This is a genomic window from Microbulbifer agarilyticus (genome assembly GCF_019800665.1).
Taxonomy (GTDB): domain Bacteria; phylum Pseudomonadota; class Gammaproteobacteria; order Pseudomonadales; family Cellvibrionaceae; genus Microbulbifer; species Microbulbifer agarilyticus_C.
The window spans coordinates 318,824-339,478 of record NZ_JAHVKO010000001.1 but is presented as its reverse complement, the minus strand read 5'-3'; the positions used below and the strand labels follow the sequence as shown (position 1 = coordinate 339,478).

The 20,655-nt window shown below is 56.5% G+C and carries 15 protein-coding genes and 2 tRNA genes; 3 read left to right on the top strand and 14 right to left on the bottom strand.

Going from position 1 to position 20,655, the window contains the following annotated elements:
* Positions 1-234: 234 nt before the first annotated feature.
* Together KUV22_RS01335 and KUV22_RS01330 are read right to left on the bottom strand one after the other, a co-directional pair.
* Positions 235-1,335, bottom strand: a complete 1,101-nt coding sequence (locus tag KUV22_RS01335) for an AraC family transcriptional regulator (protein WP_222227845.1) — start codon at positions 1,333-1,335, stop codon at positions 235-237.
* Positions 1,336-1,348: 13 nt separating this feature from the next.
* Positions 1,349-1,576, bottom strand: coding sequence for a hypothetical protein (locus KUV22_RS01330; protein WP_222227844.1), 228 nt, complete (start codon positions 1,574-1,576; stop codon positions 1,349-1,351).
* A 385-nt stretch (positions 1,577-1,961) separates the two neighbouring features.
* Between KUV22_RS01330 and KUV22_RS17250 the strand changes: the two genes are divergently transcribed.
* Positions 1,962-2,084: a hypothetical protein gene (locus KUV22_RS17250; RefSeq protein WP_257787925.1), complete on the top strand. Its 123-nt coding sequence runs from the start codon at positions 1,962-1,964 to the stop codon at positions 2,082-2,084.
* Between the two features lie 14 nt (positions 2,085-2,098).
* On the opposite strand, the gene KUV22_RS01325 is transcribed toward KUV22_RS17250, so the two are convergent.
* The 7 genes from KUV22_RS01325 to KUV22_RS01295 form a co-directional block, all read right to left on the bottom strand.
* Positions 2,099-3,526, bottom strand: a complete 1,428-nt coding sequence (locus KUV22_RS01325) for a class II fumarate hydratase (protein ID WP_222227843.1) — start codon at positions 3,524-3,526, stop codon at positions 2,099-2,101.
* Between the two features lie 173 nt (positions 3,527-3,699).
* A complete protein-coding gene (locus tag KUV22_RS01320) occupies positions 3,700-4,134 on the bottom strand; it encodes a hypothetical protein (RefSeq protein WP_222227842.1) in 435 nt (144 codons plus the stop codon).
* Between the two features lie 153 nt (positions 4,135-4,287).
* Positions 4,288-6,324 (bottom strand): NAD-dependent DNA ligase LigA, encoded by a 2,037-nt coding sequence (gene ligA, locus KUV22_RS01315; protein ID WP_222227841.1) that lies wholly within the window; start codon positions 6,322-6,324, stop codon positions 4,288-4,290.
* A gap of 122 nt (positions 6,325-6,446) precedes the next feature.
* Positions 6,447-7,892, bottom strand: a complete 1,446-nt coding sequence (gene zipA, locus KUV22_RS01310; protein ID WP_222227840.1) for a cell division protein ZipA — start codon at positions 7,890-7,892, stop codon at positions 6,447-6,449.
* A 135-nt stretch (positions 7,893-8,027) separates the two neighbouring features.
* On the bottom strand, positions 8,028-11,531 hold the full coding sequence (gene smc, locus KUV22_RS01305; protein ID WP_222227839.1) for a chromosome segregation protein SMC: 3,504 nt from the start codon (positions 11,529-11,531) through the stop codon (positions 8,028-8,030).
* A gap of 262 nt (positions 11,532-11,793) precedes the next feature.
* The gene (gene ccmI / locus KUV22_RS01300) at positions 11,794-13,107 is read right to left on the bottom strand and encodes a c-type cytochrome biogenesis protein CcmI (protein ID WP_315857485.1); all 1,314 of its coding nucleotides are present in this window, start codon (positions 13,105-13,107) and stop codon (positions 11,794-11,796) included.
* Positions 13,073-13,615, bottom strand: coding sequence for a cytochrome c-type biogenesis protein (locus KUV22_RS01295; protein WP_222227838.1), 543 nt, complete (start codon positions 13,613-13,615; stop codon positions 13,073-13,075). The genes ccmI and KUV22_RS01295 overlap by 35 nt, the downstream gene beginning before the upstream one ends.
* 197 nt (positions 13,616-13,812) lie before the next feature.
* Between KUV22_RS01295 and KUV22_RS01290 the strand changes: the two genes are divergently transcribed.
* A tRNA-Val gene (locus KUV22_RS01290) sits at positions 13,813-13,888 on the top strand.
* A 50-nt stretch (positions 13,889-13,938) separates the two neighbouring features.
* Positions 13,939-14,015 (top strand) — tRNA-Asp (locus tag KUV22_RS01285).
* Positions 14,016-14,136: 121 nt separating this feature from the next.
* Here KUV22_RS01285 and KUV22_RS01280 read toward each other — a convergent pair.
* From KUV22_RS01280 to KUV22_RS01260, 5 genes are all read right to left on the bottom strand, one after another.
* The gene (locus KUV22_RS01280; RefSeq protein ID WP_222227837.1) at positions 14,137-16,680 is read right to left on the bottom strand and encodes a glycosyl hydrolase family 18 protein; all 2,544 of its coding nucleotides are present in this window, start codon (positions 16,678-16,680) and stop codon (positions 14,137-14,139) included.
* 291 nt (positions 16,681-16,971) lie between these two features.
* The gene (locus tag KUV22_RS01275; protein ID WP_222227836.1) at positions 16,972-17,550 is read right to left on the bottom strand and encodes an IMPACT family protein; all 579 of its coding nucleotides are present in this window, start codon (positions 17,548-17,550) and stop codon (positions 16,972-16,974) included.
* Positions 17,534-18,115: a DsbE family thiol:disulfide interchange protein gene (locus tag KUV22_RS01270; RefSeq protein ID WP_077402427.1), complete on the bottom strand. Its 582-nt coding sequence runs from the start codon at positions 18,113-18,115 to the stop codon at positions 17,534-17,536. Before KUV22_RS01270 ends, KUV22_RS01275 begins: the two co-directional genes overlap by 17 nt.
* Before the next feature lie 69 nt (positions 18,116-18,184).
* Positions 18,185-20,185 carry a heme lyase CcmF/NrfE family subunit gene (locus KUV22_RS01265; protein WP_222227835.1) on the bottom strand — a complete coding sequence of 667 codons (2,001 nt, stop codon included), beginning with the start codon at positions 20,183-20,185 and terminating at the stop codon, positions 18,185-18,187.
* Positions 20,182-20,631, bottom strand: coding sequence for a cytochrome c maturation protein CcmE (locus tag KUV22_RS01260; protein ID WP_222227834.1), 450 nt, complete (start codon positions 20,629-20,631; stop codon positions 20,182-20,184). Before KUV22_RS01260 ends, KUV22_RS01265 begins: the two co-directional genes overlap by 4 nt.
* Positions 20,632-20,655: the final 24 nt, after the last annotated feature.

Here is a 20,655-nt window from a genome sequence, read left to right as displayed (position 1 = left end):
TTTATTCATATTAGTAGCAAATAACCAATAGCCACTATGGCGAAAAGTGTCCAAAGCACTAACAAATTACGGCGACAAAATTGACGCAAACGGGCTGACGGGTGAGTCAAACAGGGCAATGAGGAAGAAGGAAAATGACGCGCAGGCCACAAGCCATCGTACTGACTAGTCGGCCACAAATGCCAGAATCAACCCAGGGAAAGGTAGTTTCGAAAAAATTGCGCAGTGTGACCGCTAGCCGTCGACGACCGAGCTGCGTGGGCTCTTGCGATATTCCCCGGGGGTGACGCCGGTCCACTTTTTAAACGCGCGGAAAAATGCGCTGGCCTCATCGAACCCGAGCATCTCTGCAATCTGCGTGTTGGAAAGATCGGGACAGCTCAGATAATGGAAAGCGGCCTCCATTCGACACTCGTCCTTCAATTTTTGATAGGAGGTGTTTTCCTGCTGCAATTTCCTGCGCAAGGTAGTGACCGACATATTCAACCGCTCGGCAACCGCTTCCGCCGGGGGCATGGATTCGCTCACATCGCGATTCAGAATCGTCTTTACCTTGGTCTTGATGCTGTTTGCGTTGCCGTCGCTGATCACCAGGTGATAGGGCGCGGTGCGGATAAAATCCTCCACCGTCTGAGGGCTTTGTACTACCGGGTAATCCAGATATCGGCTTTCGTATTCCAGCGCATTACCCGGCTGATCAAACAGCAGCTCGCCCGCCTCGCTCTGCGCGAGCGTCTGAAACTCTTCGGGACAGGGAAAAGAGAAGTGCAATTTGGCCAGTGGAATTTCGCGCCCCACCAGCCAACAATAAAATCGATGCCACACTGCCAGTGTGGTGCGGATAACACTTGGGGAAGTATCTGCAATCAGCGTATCAAATTCACCGGGCTGCAAAGAACTGATCCCCTGGATCACCACTTTGTCCCGATCCCCTTCCTGTGAAAGTACCGGCTTAACCCGAAATCCGCGGCAGATTTCCATAAACTCTGCACTGAGGGTAATGGCTTGCCGCACCGTTGCGCAATTCACCACGGTCAGGCATAACAAACGAAAGGAACCGGAACGCACTCGACCGCCGCTGAGCATACCGAACCATTCGTCCTGCGCCAGCCACATCACTCGCTGATACAAACGGCCGTAGGTTACCGCAGAAAAAGCCGCGGTATCCTCCAGGTCGTGCTCGGAAATACCAACCGAGGCCAGAAGCTCTGCACGATCGCACCCACGATTCGAAGCCTCTTCCAGCAGACGCTGAACATAGGTAATCGGAATGCGAATGTCATCGCCTTGCGCTTGGCTCGCGCCGGCAACCAGTGATTGTGAATCGCTACCCATGCCCTACTCGCGATCAGCGATCGTCGTGGTGACGATTTTTGGAATTACGATTTCGCAGCCAGTTCAGCAGCGCACCAAAACCTAGCGCCACCGCAACAATCACAGCGAGTAGTATCAACATCAGCACCAGGTAGCTGAGCAGGTCTTCTACCGGTAAATCCCAGCTCCACACCGCCGCAGCAATAAAGGCGAGACAGGCGAGTACGCTGGTAACAAACGAACGGCGGCGTTTTCTAGCCATAACTAACTACTTTCATCCAGATATGAATGATTGGTCAACGGAGGACTCCACACTACCCTAGCGGCTGCAGGCGTCCTGCACGACACAATCGACAGCGCCGACCTTTATACTATAGCGATAGGGTGCACACACTATCGAGAGAGACGGACCACAGGCACGGAAGCCTCGGGGCCTAGTGCACCGGGGCCGCACCGAGCAAACCTCCGGTGGGCCATTGCGCCAAATACTTCTTCTGGTACGCATGGTGTGCCAGCCCAGATCTCTCAACGGCGCCGAATCCTGCAACATTGGTCTACCCGTGTCAACGCGGGTCGCGTGTAAGTTTGAAGTCAAACATTGGGCTCGGGGCAGATATATCGCCCACTCGACAGGCTCGTCAAAGGCTATGCACAAACGACTTTTATTCCGCGCTGAGGACAGAGCAGCACTGCGCCGGCTGGGCATCTGGGTTGAATGGATGATGCTGATCGCAGGCTCCATTCTGCTCGGCGTACTGATCTTTGCGTGAACGAAACCATACGCCTAATCCCCACTCACGATACCACCGCCACTCAAGCGGGAAGGATCCAGCAATTTTTCCAGCTCCGCGCGCGAGAGTTCCGTCATTTCCTCAGCCACGTCCAGTATCGGGCGGTTCGCCTGGTACGCCAGTTTCGCAATTTCAGCAGCCCTGGCGTACCCGATCACGGGATTGAGCGCAGTGACAAGAATGGGGTTGCGCGCGAGCGCCTCCTGCATGCGCAATCGATTCACGGTGAAACCCGATATCGCCTTATCCGCCAGCAAGCGCGATGCGCTTGCTGCAAGTTGAATACTCTCCAGCAAACAAAACGCAATAACCGGCAACATAACGTTCAGTTGAAAGTTGCCACTTTGGCCGGCGACCGTCACCGTCGTGTCGTTACCGATAATTTTCGCCGCAACCATCGCGGTGGACTCGGCAATTACCGGGTTTACTTTTCCCGGCATAATACTGCTGCCTGGCTGCAAGGTTGGCAGGGAAATTTCGCCAAACCCCGCCAGCGGGCCGCTGTTCATCCAGCGCAAATCGTTGGCAATTTTCATCAGCGCAACCGCCAGAGTTTTGACCTGGCCGGATACCTCAACTGCAGTATCCTGGCTGGAAATGGCCGCAAACGGATTTTCCGCGGGCCGCGGCGCAATGCCACAATCGGCCCCTAACCTGAGCGCAAACTCTTGCGCAAATTCATCGTGTGCATTCAGCCCCGTCCCCACTGCCGTCCCACCCTGGGCCAGCAACTCCAGGCGAGGCAAGGTGCATTCCAGACGCGCGCGACACAGTTTGATCTGCGCACTCCACGCGGACACCTCCTGCGAAAATGTAATTGGTACAGCGTCCATTAAATGGGTGCGTGCGGTTTTCACCACTTCGCCCACCTCTTCTGCTTTTTGATCCAGAACGTCACTGAGGTGCACCAGCGCGGGCAACAGTTCATTCTGAATCGCGAGTAACGCTGAGAGGTGGATGGCCGTTGGAATCACATCGTTGCTGCTCTGACACATATTGACGTGATCATTGGCACGAATGGAAAGACCACTCGCTGCGGAGGCGAGGTGAGCGAGCACCTCGTTCACATTCATATTTGTGCTGGTGCCGGAACCCGTCTGGAATACATCGACAGGAAACTGTTGTGCGTAGTCTTCGTCTGTGAGGCTGTCACAGGCCTGAATGATTGCATCCGCGATCGCACTGTCCAGTAGCCCCAAATGCACATTGGTTTGCGCTGCGGCACGCTTGATCGCGACCACTGCGCGAACGAATGCGACGGGCATCACATAGTCACTTACCGGAAAGTTTTCTACGGCACGTTGCGTCTGCGCTCCATATAGAGCCTGCTGGGGCACTTTGATTTCCCCCAGACTGTCTTCTTCTGTTCGAAATTCAGAATCCGCGGCCGAACGATTTACCTGGCTACTTTTGTTCTGCACCGGAGACTACCTCCTGAATTTCCCATAGAACATCACCCGGCTCCGCACGCAGACCGGGAAACCAGTACAGGTTAGTGTCGTCAGGGGGAATTTGGCAGAGAAGACAGATTCAGAAGAGAAGTTAGCAAATAAGGGAGATCCGTCGGTGAAAGGCAACCGAAGGTAAGCCCTTGTCAGACACTTACCTTACCTTCCTGAGTCCATTCGCAACGCACCTGCATCTCGCCGCAACCTGGCTCGTGGTACAGACCTGCGGCCTCCCAGGTGAAAGAATGCGTTCCGGATAATTCGGTCTCTAGATGCACGGTCGCTGATACCCAGTACATACTGCGCAGTAACTCTTCGAATTTTTGGATCCAGTGATTCCACTCGTACTCAACCGCTCGATAAGAGGCACCGAAATGAATCACATCGGTCTGGTACTGGGATTGTTTGACCTTGATGGTGGGTACCGCAAACATATCGCGGCATAGAAAGGGCCATTCGTCGGCACTGGGCAACGCGAGCACAGCTTCACGGTTGACGCGACGACGGTCGCTGCCACCGGTGAGACTGTTGCTGTCTTTGATACAGCCGTAAACGATAGATTCTTGATCGCCCTGAATCACGCTGCGCTAACCCCTACGCTTTCCCTGCCAGACGATGGTCCGTCTGGCAGGTCAATTCAACAAATACAGCGCCAACTGTAACGGGGCAACCGGGAGAATTCTACCGTCAGATGCTGTGAAATTTTCGACCCGATCGCATTTCCAGCAGATCGATTAAATTTCGACGCCCCACTCCCGCAGCTTCGCCATCAGCCCTTCTTCATCGAGCACTGGCAAGTTCAATTCTTGCGCTTTGTTCAATTTTGAACCAGCTCCAGGACCCGCAACCACTGTGTGCGTATTCGCAGAAACGCTGCCAGCCACCTTGGCACCCAACCGTTGCAAATAGTCTTTGGCTTCACTGCGCGACAGGGTCTCGAGTTTACCCGTGAGCACCCAGGTTTGCCCCGCAAGCGGTTGGCTACCGGTTTCCTGGACTTCGGCTTCCCAGTGCACGCCCGCCTGCTGCAACGCAGCGACTTCTTCGAGATTGTGTGCCTGCTCAAAAAACTCTGCCACATAGTGTGCAACCACAGGCCCCACATCCTCCACCTGCTGCAGGGCTTCGCTATCCGCCTGCATCAAGTGATCCAGATCGCCAAAGTGACGGGCCAAATTCCGCGCGGTGGCCTCACCCACTTCGCGCACGCCAAGGGCGTACAGAAACTTGGGCAGTGTGGTGTCTTTACTACGCTCCAGCGCATCCAGTAAATTTTGCGCGGACTTCTCGCCCATGCGCTCCAGCCCCATCAGCGGCTCCAGAGACAGGTGGTAAAGCCCGGAAACCGAGTGTAAAAGCCCTTCGTCGACAAGTTGTTCCACCAGCTTATCGCCGAGACCATCGATATCCATAGCTTTGCGCGAGGCAAAATGCTTGATCGCCTGCTTGCGCTGCGCACTACAGATCAGGCCACCGCTGCAACGGGCCACGGCCTCACCGGGGGTTGCCTCCACCGGGGAATCGCACACAGGACAGTGGCTGGGGAATTCGATATCGCGGGCGTCCTCGGGGCGACGGCTCTCGACCACAGAAACCACCTGCGGAATCACATCCCCCGCACGGCGAATAATTACCGTATCACCGATTTTCACACCAAGGCGCTCAATTTCATCGCGATTGTGCAAAGTGGCATTGGAAACCGTAACGCCACCAACGAATACCGGCTGCAGACGCGCCACCGGGGTAACCGCGCCGGTACGCCCCACCTGGAACTCCACATCCAACAGCTGGGTCATTTCTTCTTGTGCGGGGAATTTGTACGCGGTGGCCCAGCGCGGCGCGCGCGCAACAAAACCGAGGCGCTTTTGCAGGGGAATACTGTTTACCTTAAACACGATACCGTCGATATCGTAGGGCAGCTCAGCGCGCTTTTCGCCAAGCTTGCGATGGTAATCAATACACTGCTGAATATTTTCCGCTACCGCCATTTCCGCGTTAATCCGAAAGCCCCACAGGTTGAGTTGCGCAAGAATATCTGTGTGGCGCTCGGGCAATTCACCACCCTCGACCAGCCCCACGCTGTATGCGCACATCTCTAAGGGGCGCTGCGCGGTGATACGGGAATCCAACTGGCGCAGGCTACCGGCGGCGGCGTTGCGGGGGTTCACAAAAAGTTTGTCTCCGGCCGCTCGCGCCTTTTCATTGAGCGCATCAAAACCGGCCTTGGGCATATAAATTTCGCCGCGCACCTCAAGTACTTCCGGCACATCGTTCGCAAGTAATTTGAGGGGGATCGAGAAGATGGTGCGCACATTCTGGGTAATATCTTCACCGACAGTACCGTCGCCCCGGGTGGCCGCGCGCTCAAGTAAACCCTTGCGGTACAGCAAACTGACCGCAATACCGTCGAGCTTGGGCTCACAGGCATACTCGACGGGTTCCACACTGTTCAGGCGCTCACGAATACGGCGATCAAAATCTTCCATATCATCGTCACTAAACGCATTGTCCAACGACAGCATGGGCATTTCATGACGAATCTGGGTAAAGGCCGCCAGTGGTTCCGCGCCGACACGCTGGGTCGGCGAATCACTGGTAATCAGTTGCGGGTGGGATTCTTCTAGCTGTTGCAGCTCGCGCAGGCAACGGTCGTACTCCGCATCCGGCAAGTCGGGTGCGTCCAGCACGTAGTATTCGTAGTTTGCTCGATTGAGGATATCGTGCAGCTGCTCGGCGCGCTGCTGGGCTTCCGGGGGAATTGTTTTAGTCATTTTCTATCCGCAAAAAACGGGAAATTCTTGCCGGTTACAGGTTGGATTAAAGAGAGAAACGCGCGCAACAGGCGGGAGGAAAGAGTTTTTCACACTCCCGCCGTCGTCATTCGGAGAGGCTGTCAGGCCTGCGCGCGTGCCAGCGCCTTGCGGCGCTGGAATTCCATCACGCGTTGTCGGTAATGCTCCGCGGTCTGCGCGGTAAACACGCTGCGATTCTCATCTTTGAGTTCGCCACCCAACTGCTCGGCGATGTTTCGTGCAGTCGACAGTAGAGTATCGAATGCCTTCAGCGCCTCCACTTCCGCTGGCAACGCCAGGAACAGGCTAACGCCCGGTGTGGTGAATTCTTCCATATCCGACATATCGAAGGTGCCGGGCACCACGATATTGGCGAGGCTAAACAGGGCTGGCCCTTCGCCGGCCTCGCCACAGTGGTAGTGGAAAATATTCATATCACCAAAGCGCAGGCCGCTGGAAAGCAGTACGCGCAGCAGGTCGTTGCCTTCAAAGCAATCCCCGGAAGGCGCCATGATATTTAAGATCAACACTTCTTCTACCGCGCGCTCGGTGCGAGCATTTTCGCTGCGTTTGCCCGGACGTTTTGAGCGGTCGCTCTCCGCCCGGCGACCGCCGGTGTCACTGGAAGAAGGCTCGGAAGATTCGCGGCTGACGGAAGCGGACTTCTTGAGGTCAGGGAATTTCAACTCCGGCAGTTTGAGATCAGGCGCAGCCCAGGATTTCTTCGCCGGGCTCTCCTCTTGTTCGGCTTCAGCCCCTTCCGGGACCGCCTGCAAAGACTCCAGGCTCACCGACTCGTCCAGCGAAGGTTCGCGGCGATCAAGGAGTTGTGGCTCCTCGCCATCAGCAGACAGGGCTGCCAGCGGGTCTGGTGCAGCAACCTCAGCTTCCACTGAAGGAGCAAAGTGCGATGAGTCAGACGCTGACTCACCCTCTGCGGTTTCGCTAAATGGCATACTCTGCTCGCTGCGCGGCGCAACAACCGGCTCCACCGAGTCCATCAGCGTTGGCACCTGCTCTTCCAGGTTCAACGATGCTTGCTGCGGTACATCCAATACAGGCTCCGATACAGGTGCGGCCGCAGAAACGGAACCTGGCGCCGGCTTCGGAGCCACCATTTCTGTGTCTTCACCTCGATCCGGCTTGCTACCGGCGAGCGGTTTGCGAGAAGAGTGGAAATTCTTTTGCACCTGCCGGTTCACCTGACTGGCGTCCTCAGGTTTACGCCGCTGGACCACGCGCACAGTGCCGGGAAGCTCGGCAGCGATCTGGCGGCGTTTTTCCGCCTCTTCCGGATCGATGTACTCCAACTCTGATTCTTCGGGTGCTGCAGGCACTTCCTGAACAGGCGGCTGCCAATCCGACTCTTCTTTCACTTTACGTGGCGTCGACAATATATCGTCATCCGCCATTTCCTGGCGCATGGAACGCGACAGGTTGCGGGAAACTTTGACCGAATCTTTATGCTTCAGATAGGCACGACGAGCGCCATCAAGCACCACGCCGAGAATGATCAGCGCGAGTAGATTAATCAGCCAGTTATCCATTTTCTTGCCCCTCTCCCTGTGCCGCTGTGCGAGGACATTCTTGTCCCTGAACCGACCGACACTGAATCTGGCAATTCAGATTCCAAACGTTGTAGTCCATCGGGATCTTCCGACTCAAACAACATGTTTCCTTCATCACGCAGACGCCAGCTCCGCTGCCTCTTCCACATCCACGGACACCAGACGGGATACACCCGGCTCGTGCATGGTTACACCCAACAGCTGGTTGGCCATCTCCATGGCAATCTTGTTATGGGTAATGTAGATGAACTGCACGTGTTCGGACATTTCTTTTACCATCCGCGCGTAACGCCCCACGTTGGCGTCATCCAGCGGCGCATCTACCTCATCCAGCATACAGAACGGTGCCGGGTTCAGACGGAAGATGGAGAATACCAGCGCGATTGCCGTCAGCGCCTTTTCACCACCGGACAGCAGGTGAATGGTGCTGTTTCGCTTGCCCGGTGGACGCGCCATGATGGCAATACCGGTGTCGAGCAAGTCGTCGCCGGTCAGCTCCAGATACGCGTGGCCGCCGCCAAACACCTTCGGGAACAGCTCCTGCAGGCCGCCGTTCACTTGATCGAACGTCTCCTTAAAGCGGGTACGGGTTTCCTTGTCGATACGACGAATGGCGTTTTCCAGAGTTTCCAGAGCGTCGTTCAGGTCATTGAACTGACTGTCCAGATAGAACTTGCGCTCGGACTCCTGCTTGTATTCATCGATAGCCGCCAGGTTAATCGGGCCCAGGCGCGAGATGCGCGCTGCGACCAGCTCGATATCCTGCTGCACCGCGTCCATGGTCAGCTCTTCGGGCAGCTCTTCCAGCAGCGCGTCGAGCTCGTGTCCGGCTTCCTCAAGCTGTTCAACCAGGCCATTACGCTGCGTCTCCAGGGTTTGTGCGGCCAGACGCTGCTGCTCGAGCTGTGCGCGCACGCCCTGCAACGCCGATTCGACCTTGTGACGCTCCTGCTCGTGGTTCCGCAGGGTGGCCTCCACCTCTTCCATTTTCTTGCGCGCTTCACCGAGTTCGGTTTCCACCTCAATGCGCTGGCCGAGTTTGTCTTCGAGTTCGGCCTGGAAGTCCTGGGATGGATCCTGTGCATCTTCCATCTGGCGCTGCAGCTGCTCGCGACGCTCTTGCAGGCGCTCTACCTGCTCGCGCAGTACCTGCAGGGTGCGCTCCAGAGAAACTTTCTGGGTGCGTACGGACTGCTCGCGCATCGCCAATTCGTGGGCGCGGTCTTTATCTTCGCGGGCGCGTTGCCGTGCGGCATCCAAGGCCTCGCGCAATTCTTCGCGCTTGGCCAACAAAGTTTCGCGACGATCGGTATCGTCACTCATAGCCTCGACCGCTTCCTGCAGCACCATACGGGCTTCAGAAATGGACTCGGCTTCCAGCTCTTTCTGTTCTTTTACTTCAGCAATTTCCGCTTCGATACGGCGGCGACGCTCGTCCATCTGCTCCTGACGCGCGCGCTGGGCAGACAGTTGGCTGCGCAGATCGCCAACGCGGCGGTTCAGCTGCTCGGCATTGTTGCGCCCCTGTTCAATCGCAGATTCCAGCTGCGAAGTGCTCGACAGCTGCTGCTCGCGCTGCGCGGAAAGCTCTTCAATACGGGCCTCACAGGCTTCCAGTTCCGCTTCCAGGTTTTCCAACTCCTGCTTGCGCGCCAGCACACCGGATTCCGCATCGCCACCGCGGCTGACTTTCAGCCAGTTTGGGCCCACCCACAGGCCGTCGCGGGTGACAATGGATTCACTCGCCTTCAGCTGGTCGCGCTGCGCCAGCGCACTGTTCAGGTCTTCTGCGGTGTAGATGCCGTCGATGAGGCCGGCCAGAGACGCGGGGCCGTCGATGACATCTGCCAGCTTCGGCAGTGTGCCACTCGCCGCAGCTGGTGCGCTGTGGCCGTCAACAAATACCGCCTGACCGCCATCAAAACTGGATAGGGTTTGTTGCAGGGACTCGATCTGGTCTACGCATACTGCCTGCAGCTGGGCACCGAGTACGGTTTCTACCGCGGTCTCCCAGCCGGCACTTGCACTGATCTGCTCGGCCAATCGCGGGCGGCCCTGCAAGTCGTTTTGCTCCAGCCAGCTGGCGACATTTTTACCCTGCCCCATAGCGGCCTGCTGCAGCGCTTCGAGGGAAGCCTGGCGACCGCGGCTGGTTTGCAGCTGCAAACGCTCTTTATCCAGATCTGCGGCCAGCTCGGTTTCCTTGCGGCGCAGGTCAGACAGCTCTTCTACCTGCTGGGCAGTGGACTCTCGCAGCTCTTCCAGCTGCATTTCCAGCTCGGCCAGTTCTTCGTTCTGCTCTTCCAGTTCGATTTCATCTTCGGAAACCGACAGGCTCTCACGCTCCAGCTGCAGTTTGGTAATACGGTCCTGCAGGCGCTGTGCTGAGGTTTCCAGATGCTGAATACGGGACTGCTGAACTTCCGCGCGCTGGCGGGAGCCGGATGCACCCTGGTTAAACTGGTCCCAAGCGTTCTGCCATTCGCGCATTTCGTCTTCCGCGGTCAGCAGGGTTTGCGCAGATTCTTCCTCTGCGGCCTGAACCATTTCTAGGTCCGGGGTAATCACTTCCAGTTCGACATCGAACTCTTCGGCTTTTTCCTGATCCGCGGCGAGGAGCGCCACAGACTCGCTGTGCTCCTGCTCGGTACGGGCAAAATCAGACTGCAGCGATGCATTGCGCTCGCGGGCGTGGGAAATACTTTGCTCGAGGCGCGCGATGTCGGCACCGATAGAATAGAAACGCCCCTGCACTTCGTTAAACGCATCGGAGAATTCGTGATACGCCACGCGCTGCTCTTCGATACCGGTATCGAAGCCCACCTGGCGGGTGACCAGCTCTTCCACGGTCAGCTCAAGTTCACCAATCTGCTGTTGCTTGCCTTTTGCCTGATCGTCCAGGTCTTTGTATTTCAGGCCCTGCAGATGGGCTTTATGGGTGCGTTCTTCTTCTTTGAAGCGGCTGTATTTTTCCGCCGCGGCAGACTGGCGTTCCAGACGCGCCAGCTGGCGGTCCAGTTCATCGCGAATATCCGTCAAGCGCTCGAGATTTTCCTTGGTGCGACGCATGCGGTTTTCGGTATCGCGACGGCGCTCCTTGTACTTGGAGATGCCCGCCGCTTCCTCGATAAATACCCGCAGCTCTTCCGGCTTGGCCTCGATCAGCTTGGAGATCATGCCCTGCTCGATAATCGCATAACTGCGCGGGCCCAGGCCGGTGCCCAGGAACAGGTCCGTCACGTCGCGACGACGACATTTCTCGCCGTTCAGGTAATAGTTGTTCTGACCATCGCGGGTAACTTTACGCTTCACGGAAATTTCGCTAAATGCGGCATATTCCCCGGTGAGCTTGCCGGCGGAGTTATCAAATACCAGCTCGATGGAAGCCTGGCCCACAGGCTTACGGCCACTGGAGCCGTTAAAGATTACGTCGGTCATGGAGTCACCACGAAGGTTCTTCGCAGACGACTCACCCATTACCCAGCGCACCGCATCAATGGTATTGGACTTGCCACAACCGTTTGGGCCGACCACGGCGCTCAGGTTGGAAGGGAAGTAGACGGTGGTCGGGTCGACGAACGACTTGAATCCGGCCAACTTAATGCACTTCAAACGCATGGTCTTTTAACTCGGTAATACTCGGCAACCGTGCAGCAACTTTGCTCTGCCGGACGCTCTTCGTTGTACTTTCAAAAGGTTCAAACAGGGATTTCGCAAGGGCCTGACTAAGCAGTCCGCACGAAACGCCAGCTTGTCTTTGCAAACAGACGATTGTACATGGCTATGAGCCGGGTTTCAGCGCTATTTTCGGCCGAAAATGCGGGAGGGCCGGTCGCACCGAAAGGCGCAACCGGGAGGTGTGAAATCGATCAATAATGAATCAGATTTGCTGGTCAATCACAATAGATAAAGGCTTCGACCAGTCTTCCTTGGCCAGGGTCTTGACCTCGCCCTGCCAGTCACCAGGCGCCGGACGGGCATTACCGCCGACCGCCAGGCGGGCAACCACCTGCACCTGATCAACCGTTTTAAGGCTGCGACCGGGCATCATTGCCCGCGATTCATCCAGTACCACACGTGCAGGCAGGTCCGCCGCAGTGAGCCGCACGATCGCCAGCGGCATTGGGCTCTCCGCGGTACGCGCGTAGACAAATACCGGGGTGGAGGGGCTGTATTTGACCGCATCACCCAGTGACACGGTGACCGCAATACTGTTTTCATCCGCTGCCTGCGCCTTGGAAGCACCCTCGTCCGCAGAATCGGATGCTACCGAGGTGGACTCCGCTACCGCCTCACCACCAACCTTGGCCAATGCCGCTTCCGCGCGCTGCACCCCAGCAGCCAGGGCCTGAGCCGCATTGGAGCCCGGTGTCAGCTGGTTGAGCGCACGCTGCCAATGAGACTTTGCAGCCGCATAGTCTTCGCGCTCAAAGGCAGCTATGCCCGCCAGGCCCAGTGCCGTAGTGTTATTTGGCTGCGTGGCCAATACCTGCTCCACTTCGCGAGCCACTTCGGCCGTAATCTTGGAACCATTGGCAAAAAACAGCGCTTGCGCCATTTCCGCACGAATACTGACCGCCTCTGGCTGCTTGGCAACGATGTAACGGTACTGAGCCAGGGCTCCCTGAATATCGTTGCTCACCAGCAGGCGCTGCGCCAACATATAACGACTATTCAGGTCGTCCGGGTTACTTTCGACATGCTTGCGCAACTGTTGAGTAATTCGCGCCTCTACCACCATATCGGACGTGCCGGACTGACTGGCCACAATATCCCGGTGCAGCGCGACATCATCGTGCGCTCCCCAGTAGAAATACAGGCCAACCGCAGTAAAAGGCACAGCAAAAGCCAGCGCAAACAACAATCCGCGCCCACCATCTCGGCGCTGCGCCAACTGGTAGCTGCCACCCTGCCCTTCTGCCAACAGCTTGCGCGCAAGCTCGGTCTTTAGCGAAGCATATTGCGCCTCGTCGATCGCGCCATCAGCACGAGACTGCTCAATTTCTGCCAGGTGCTCGCGATACAAAGCTGCCTGAGAGGCACCCTCAGGACCATCCGTTTTCGCCTCTGCACGGCGCGCTTTGTGCCTCTTACCAACCAGCGGCCAAGCAATTACCAACGCCAAAGGCAGCAATAGCAGCGCCAGCATCATCCACAAATCAATCATTACGCTTACTACCACCTTGTTGCTCACCGTTCAGCAGCTCCGCAAGCCGCTGGGATTCTTCCGCGCTCAGTTCCGCGCCCTCCTCCTCTTGCCGGCCTCCGCGACCATTGCGGGATCGAACGACAATCAGGATTAGAGACAAGAGGCCCAGTGCGGCGAACACACCCGGCGCAACCCACAACACCATGGTGTTGCGTTGCATCGGTGGTCGATACAGAACGAAGTCGCCGTAACGGGCCACCATGTACTGGTTAATCTCTTCGTCGGTGTAACCTTCCTCGAGCAGGCGACGAACCTCGCGGCGCAAATCGGTCGCAACCATGGAGTCCGAGCCGGCCAGATTCTGATTCTGACACTTGGGGCAGCGCAGCTCCTCAATCAAAACCTCATACCGCGCCTGCAACTCAGCGCTCGGCAGTCTCTCCACCTCTACGGCGGCATAGCTGGAAGGCAAGAACGCGACCATTGTGGCCAGTAGAGTCAATGTGGCGGCGATCTTTTTGGTAAGAGACGCGTTGATTCGTTTTTTCTGCACTGATTTTCTCCGGCGGAAATTCGCCCGATTATAGCAGCGCCTTCGCCCTCAGACACCCATGGCAACAGGCCTCGCAACATAGTCATATCGGCAGCCGCCAAACCGCCAAAAGGGCATAACTCATTGAATTGAAAAAAATTTTTCAAAAAGCGTTGACGCCCCAAAAAATATCATTACTATACGCAGCTCCTGACGCGGGGTGGTTAGCTCAGTTGGTAGAGCGGCGCCCTTACAAGGCGTAGGTCACAGGTTCGACCCCTGTACCACCCACCACTTTCCTTTAGGTCTGCCAGGCAGATTTGACAAAGGAATGTCAGGTATGCGGACCGGTAGTTCAGTTGGTTAGAATGCCGGCCTGTCACGCCGGAGGTCGCGGGTTCGAGTCCCGTCCGGTCCGCCATATACAGAAAAGGCTCACACGAAAGTGTGGGCCTTTTTTGTATGCGCTTGATATGTGCTGCCAGCAAGCGCAACCCGAAAAAACGGGCCGCGCTGCCGAACACCAATAAATAGCGGCCCGATTAACGCAGGGGCGCAATCAACGCTTCACACTCCGCAGATGTCACATTACGGCCACACACCGGAATCTGGTCTGCCGGACTCGCATCGGAACCATTGGCAACCTGACTATTGCCCAATACATGGTTGACCGCATTCAGGTTGTAACCATTGTCTTGCTCAGCCATCCAGAAAAAGACACCGGCGAGGCCATTGTCTTTTGCATACTGGGTTTTTAGCGCAACGGTGCGCGGGGTTTCGACGGAGATAAACGCACCGATATCGTCGTTATACAGATAGTCTGCATTCGCCTCTTTATCGGTATACAGCCAGAAACCATTGCGCGGGGCCATGTTGCTGTCCAGATAATTCTGGTACAGGTCATAGCCTTCAATCACACCCGCCTCCCAGGAACCAAGACCTGCCACACCGAGGATCAGGTCCGCCCCACTCCAGTTGCTATCACCGTAGCTACTGCTGCCGGTCAGGCCGTAAGTGAACTCGGAAATATCACCGGTGCTGGTGGCTTTCGAGCGATGGTAATTGGCGGCACCAATCATCAGCTTGTTGGCCGGCACACCCAAACTTTGCAAATAAGCGAGCGTCGAGTTGGCAGAGGTACCAGCAGAAGAGCCGGTAGCCATCGGATTGATGTACAACGGTGTGTGATGGGAAAGTTCACGCTCCCAGGCACCGGTCAAGTCATAGGTCATTGCGTACAGACGATCCATGTAAGGATGCACCTGTGCCCAGTCGACTTTTTGCAGGCGACCAAGACCGGCCGGAATCGCAGAAGACAAACGATAGGGCTTGCCGGTTTTCACCGTCAGCCAGTCCATCGCCGCACGCATTTCACGAATCAGAATTGCGTAATTTTCTCCATCGTCCTCACGCGCCATGCCAACTACCGCGCCGTCACTACCCGGGTATTCCCAGTCGATATCGACACCGTCGAAGTCATAGCGCTCGAGGAAATGCACCACCGAATCAATGAAGACTTTACGCCGCACCGGATCGTGCGCCATCCACGGGAAGCCTTCGGACAGGGTCCAGCCACCGATGGAAAGATCGAGCTTCAACTGCGGATTCTGCTCGCGCAACTGATACAACACCCCGAATACGCCACCAACCTTGGTGCGATCCAGTTCGTACATACTCTCGGTACCAACAACCCCATTGGGGGCAACACCGACATCACGCAGGAACGCCGCTTCAAAATCCGCAACCGCCATTGCACCATCGGGCAAGTTACTTTGGTTACAGGTACGCATTACTGCGGCAGGTGCCGAAGTCGGGAAGCCTCCGTCCTGCTCGTTCTTCGCATCGGGGTAACAGATACCGGCAAAGCCATACACAATGCGATTCAGGTTGGACGCGGGCAACTTGGTGAAATCGTACTGGCGACCGTAAATTGCCCAGTCGCCAATGTAAGTCACGATTTCCGTACCCGCGCTTAGATCGTAGGTGTTGTGCTGTAAAGGCAAGCTACCCGGCACCAGCTTGGTACCACGGGCACCATTGTCTACATCAAGACCGCCATGATCACCGCCGTTATCTGTCGCCGGGTTGGCTCCGCCCTGTGTGCCAGTGAGGCTGGACTGGACATCGGCGATACGCGCTGCCGCAATACTACCGGTAGCGTTTATGACTCCTGCAGACACATTGCCATCGACCGGCTGTGGCTCACCGTAGTCAATGGTGTTGGGAATCGGCACCGGGCAAAGCGCCTCATCCGGATAGCCCGCGGGCTCCCACTGGTCTGGATAAGCAGCATTGTCCGGAGTAATAGAGTGGGTATCGACCAATGCGCGATATGCAATGCCTTCATAATCGACGATGGTACCTTGGGTATACAAAGTACCGGTCTTCCACATGGGTGCGCAGAAATATTCATCTGGAATCGTGACACCACCACCGCTGCTTCCACCGCCGCTGCTACCCCCACTACTACCACCGGCACAGGCCTCGGCGGTGCTGGCAGACCAGGCGTGTTCCCAGGCCCAACCCACTCCAGGTTCATAGGCTTCGTTGCCGGACGAACACCAGCCGGCTACCGAGCAGGCAAAATATCCGCTGTTGTTGGCAACGATATCGCCCGCGGCATAGGTCGAACCGGCGGCATAGGCGGGACAGGTACCTGCACCAGAAGAACTGCCGGAGCTGGAACTGCCGCTACCCGAACTGCTTGAGCTACTTGAACTCGAGCTACTAGAACTACTAGAACTGGAGCTTGAGCTCGAGCTAGAGCTGCTCGAACTTGAGCTCGAACTGGAACTCGAACTACCAGAGCTTGAGCCACCCGATTCACAGGCACCCAGATCGGTCCAGGCATGCCCCCAGGCCCAGCCACTTCCCGGTGCATAGGGGCCACCCTGACTGCACCAACCACCTACATCACAACGGTAGGCATTACCTTCATTTTGCACGATCGCACCAGTTGCATAAGTGGCGCCATCGGTAAACTCTGTGGAATTACTGCAATCGTAAGCGGACGCACTTCCACTGGCCCAAAAGCCAAAGAGCACAGCACCTGTACTTACAATCTTTTTTATTGTTGTTGTTTGCATTCTGTCTTCTTCTCCTAGTCGAAGAGTCGGTAGTTACGGCCGGACAGGCCGGCCCAGTTTGAAAAGGTCAGTACCGCAGGGAAAGAAAACGCTAGAGGAATACACCCGCCTCTCGTGAAGGCGGGACAAAGAGAAAACTGCCAGGCTCGTGGCCGACAACGCTGTCATACTAGCTCGAACAAGCTAATGACGATCTGACAACGCTGTCAATTAGGTGGTGGGCTTCAACGCCAGAATATTTCTGTTTTGCTGGGTGAAGATAACTGAAGCAAGCCTATTGGCTCGAGAAATCTAGGTTTCTTCCTGAACAGAGAAACCTTCCGAGAGAAGTTTTTCGCGCAATTGCGACCACTGATCCTGCGGTAATGAGACAGCCACACGCACCTTATCGGAGTAATGTGCCTCGCCACAGGTACCACCAGACTGCGACACCAGAAAACGCAGTCGCGACTCACCCGCAAAATCACATGTGATTTTGACACTCATAATAGGTACATGGGTTTCGAGTTCGGCAGACTGGAGCCCAGCGGCAACCGCACCGCGATAGGCACGCATTAATCCACCCACGCCAAGCTTGGTACCGCCAAAGTAGCGCGTAACGATAGCACCCACATTGCCAATGCCCTGCTTAAGCAGCAGCTCCATCATAGGTCGGCCAGCGCTGCCGCCTGGTTCGCCATCGTCGTCGAATTGCATCACCTCTGGATTACCGGGATTACCAATAACCAGCGCAGTACAGTGATGGGAAGCATCCGGATAACGGGCGCGCACCGTTTCGAGCTGACACAAAAAAGCCGCTTTATCGGTTACCGGCCCGAGCCAGCAGATAAAGCGGCTTTTCTTTTCTTCGGTCTCAGCGACAACGGGCAAGCAAGGAGTCTGATAGCTCACCAGAAAAATCGTCCCATTCTTGATTCTGTAAACGTTGGTACAAGGGCTGCAGCTTGGTCTGCCACACTTTGTCGTCGACCACGCCGACGTGCTTACAGCGGATGGTGCCACCGGCATCCACCAGGAAGGTTTCCGGTGCACCGAACACACCCAGATCCAGTGACAGACGGCCTTCAATATCCGAAACGGAAAACACATAAGGATTCTGGAATTTCTCCAGCCACTTCTGTGCCGCTTCGTTATCGTCTTTCAAATTGATACCAACGATCGGTACGCCCTGCTCTGCCAACTGATTCAGGTAGGGGTGCTCAACCCGACAGGATACGCACCAGGTAGCCCAGACATTCAACAGCAGCGGGCGACTGGGGAGGTCGGACTTTTTCAGCTCCCGGTTGGATTCGACATCCAGCAGAGCAAACTCGGGCACCGGCTTGTTAACCAGTGCCGAAGGCATGTCCTGCGGATTGAGGGACAATCCTCGCCAAAACAGTACCGCCAGCGCAGCGAATACGATGAGCGGAAGAAAGAGCTTAAGTCTCGCCATCAATTTCCCAATCCATAGTTATCCATTCGCGCGCCCCGATTTCGGCAAAGGGCGCGCCGACTCCCGACCTCAGGCGCCAGCAAGAGTACCGGTATTACCTTCTGTTTTGACGTTCGCCGCTCGCCCCGCACGCACTTTACGATAGCGTTTGTCGGCCACGGCAATTGCACCACCAAGTGCCATCAGCACTGAGCCCAGCCAAATCCACACAACGAAAGCCTTGTAGTGGAGACGCACGGCCCAGTCGCCACCCAAATGGTTTTTATCCATTGGGTCACCCAGCGCTACGTACAAGTCGCGGAACAGACCGGTATCAATTGCGGCCTCGGTCATGATATTGCCACCGGAGAGATAGCTGCGCTTCTGCGGGAGCAGCTCCGCCACCTGACGGCCGCCATGGCGAACGACAATCACACCTTCTGAGGCGCGGTAGTTTGGCCCACGAACCTGGCGTACCCCCTCGAAGGTAAACTCGTAGCCAGACATTTCTGCACTCTGGCCCGGAGACATGCGCAGATCTTTCTCCACGCTATACACCGTGGTGAGGGCCACCCCCAATACGGAAATGGCCAGACCGATGTGCCCCAGATGCATGCCGTAGTAGCTCGCACGCTGACGCGTCAACCCCGCAATGAGGCTGTCCGCATTACGTGACTTTGCCAGAATATCGGCACCGCTTGCGGTAATCACCCAAAGCCCCGCAAACAAACCAATTACAACACCCCAGTGGAAGTCTCCTGCCAGCAGCGCAATCAACGGCGCTCCGAGCGCAGCGATCAGCGCCGGCATAACCCAGGCTTTGACTAATTTCTTACCCTGAGTGTCTTTCCAGTTGGCGTGAATACCCATGCCCAGCAGAATGCACAGCACGATCATCAGCGGCACAAAGAACAGGTTAAAAAACGGGGGGCCCACACTGATCTTGCCCCAGTTGAGCGCATCGGCCAGCAGCGGGTACAGGGTTCCGGTCAACACCATCGCCATGACCAGCATCAGTACAACGTTGTTGCCCAGCAAAAAGGTTTCCCGCGAACGGAATGAAAATACGCTGCCCGCACTTACCGTTGGCGCACGCAGCGCAAACAGCAACAGTGAAGCACCGACCACGATGGCCAGGAACGCCAGAATAAAGCCGCCGCGCAGCGGGTCCGTGGCAAACGCATGGACCGAGGTCAGCACCCCGGAACGCACCAGGAAGGTACCGAGCAGGCTCAAGCTAAACGCGAAAATGGATAACAGGATGGTCCAACTGCGGAACAATCCACGCTTCTCGGTTACCGCCAGGCAATGCAGCAACGCGGTACCCACCAACCAGGGCATAAACGAGGCATTCTCTACCGGGTCCCAGAACCACCAGCCACCCCAGCCGAGCTCGTAATAAGCCCACCAGCTTCCCAGTGCGATGCCTAGGGTCAAAAACGACCAGGCCACGGCAGTCCAGGGGCGAGCCCAGCGCGCCCAGGCGCTATCCAAACGACCTTCCAGCAACGCTGCGATTGCAAACGCAAAGGCAACAGAGAAGCCCACATACCCCATGTACAGGAGTGGTGGATGAATAATCATGCCCGGGTCCTGCAGCAACGGATTCAAGTCATTTCCGTCACTGGGCGGAAACGGCAGGATGCGGTCGAAGGGATTCGAGGTCATCAGGATGAACAGGAAAAACCCGATCAACAGCATGCCGAGTACCGACAACACTCGCGCCACCAATACGTCCGGCAACTGCTTACTGAATATGGCAACGGCGGCGGTCCAGCCAGCCATCATCAGCAGCCACAGCAAGATGGAACCTTCGTGGCCACCCCACACCGCGGTCACCTTGTACATCATTGGCAGAATGCTATTTGAGTTCTGCGCAACGTAGGCAACGGTAAAGTCGCTGTTAACAAAAGCGACCGTCAGGCAGACATAAGACAGCGCGGTAAACGCCAGCACCCCAAAAGAAAGCGGGCGCGCGGTATCCATCCACAATACGCGGCCGGCATAGGTACCAAGCAGCGGAACAACGGCAAGCGCAATCGACAGCAGCAGGCCGACAATTAATGAAAAATGCCCGAGTTCAGGACTCATATTTTTGCATCTCCCTGACAGCTCGCTTTACCCACCATGGAATCTGCGACTTCAGGCGGCGTGTAGGTTTCGTCGTGCTTGGCCAGTACCTGATCCGCGCGTACGTAACCGTCCTGCTGGAGCTTGCCGGTTACCACCGCAGCCTCGCCCTCGGCAAACAGGTCCGGCAGTATTTTGTCGAACACCACTTCCAGTTCCGCCTCGCCATCGGTAATCGCGAATCGCACATCCAGTGAATCACTGTCGCGCACAATGCTGCCTGGCACCACGCAACCACCGGCACGAATACGTTTTTCAAACGGCACCTCGCCCGCGGCAAAGGCGCGGGGGGCGTAAAAGTAGTCCATGTTTGCGCGCATGGCATAAGTCACAAACCCAATGGCAGCACTGGAAAGCGCCACCAAAAGTACGACAAGGATCAGACGTTGTTTACGAGCTGGATGCATGGTCTTCCTACTAAAAATCGAAAT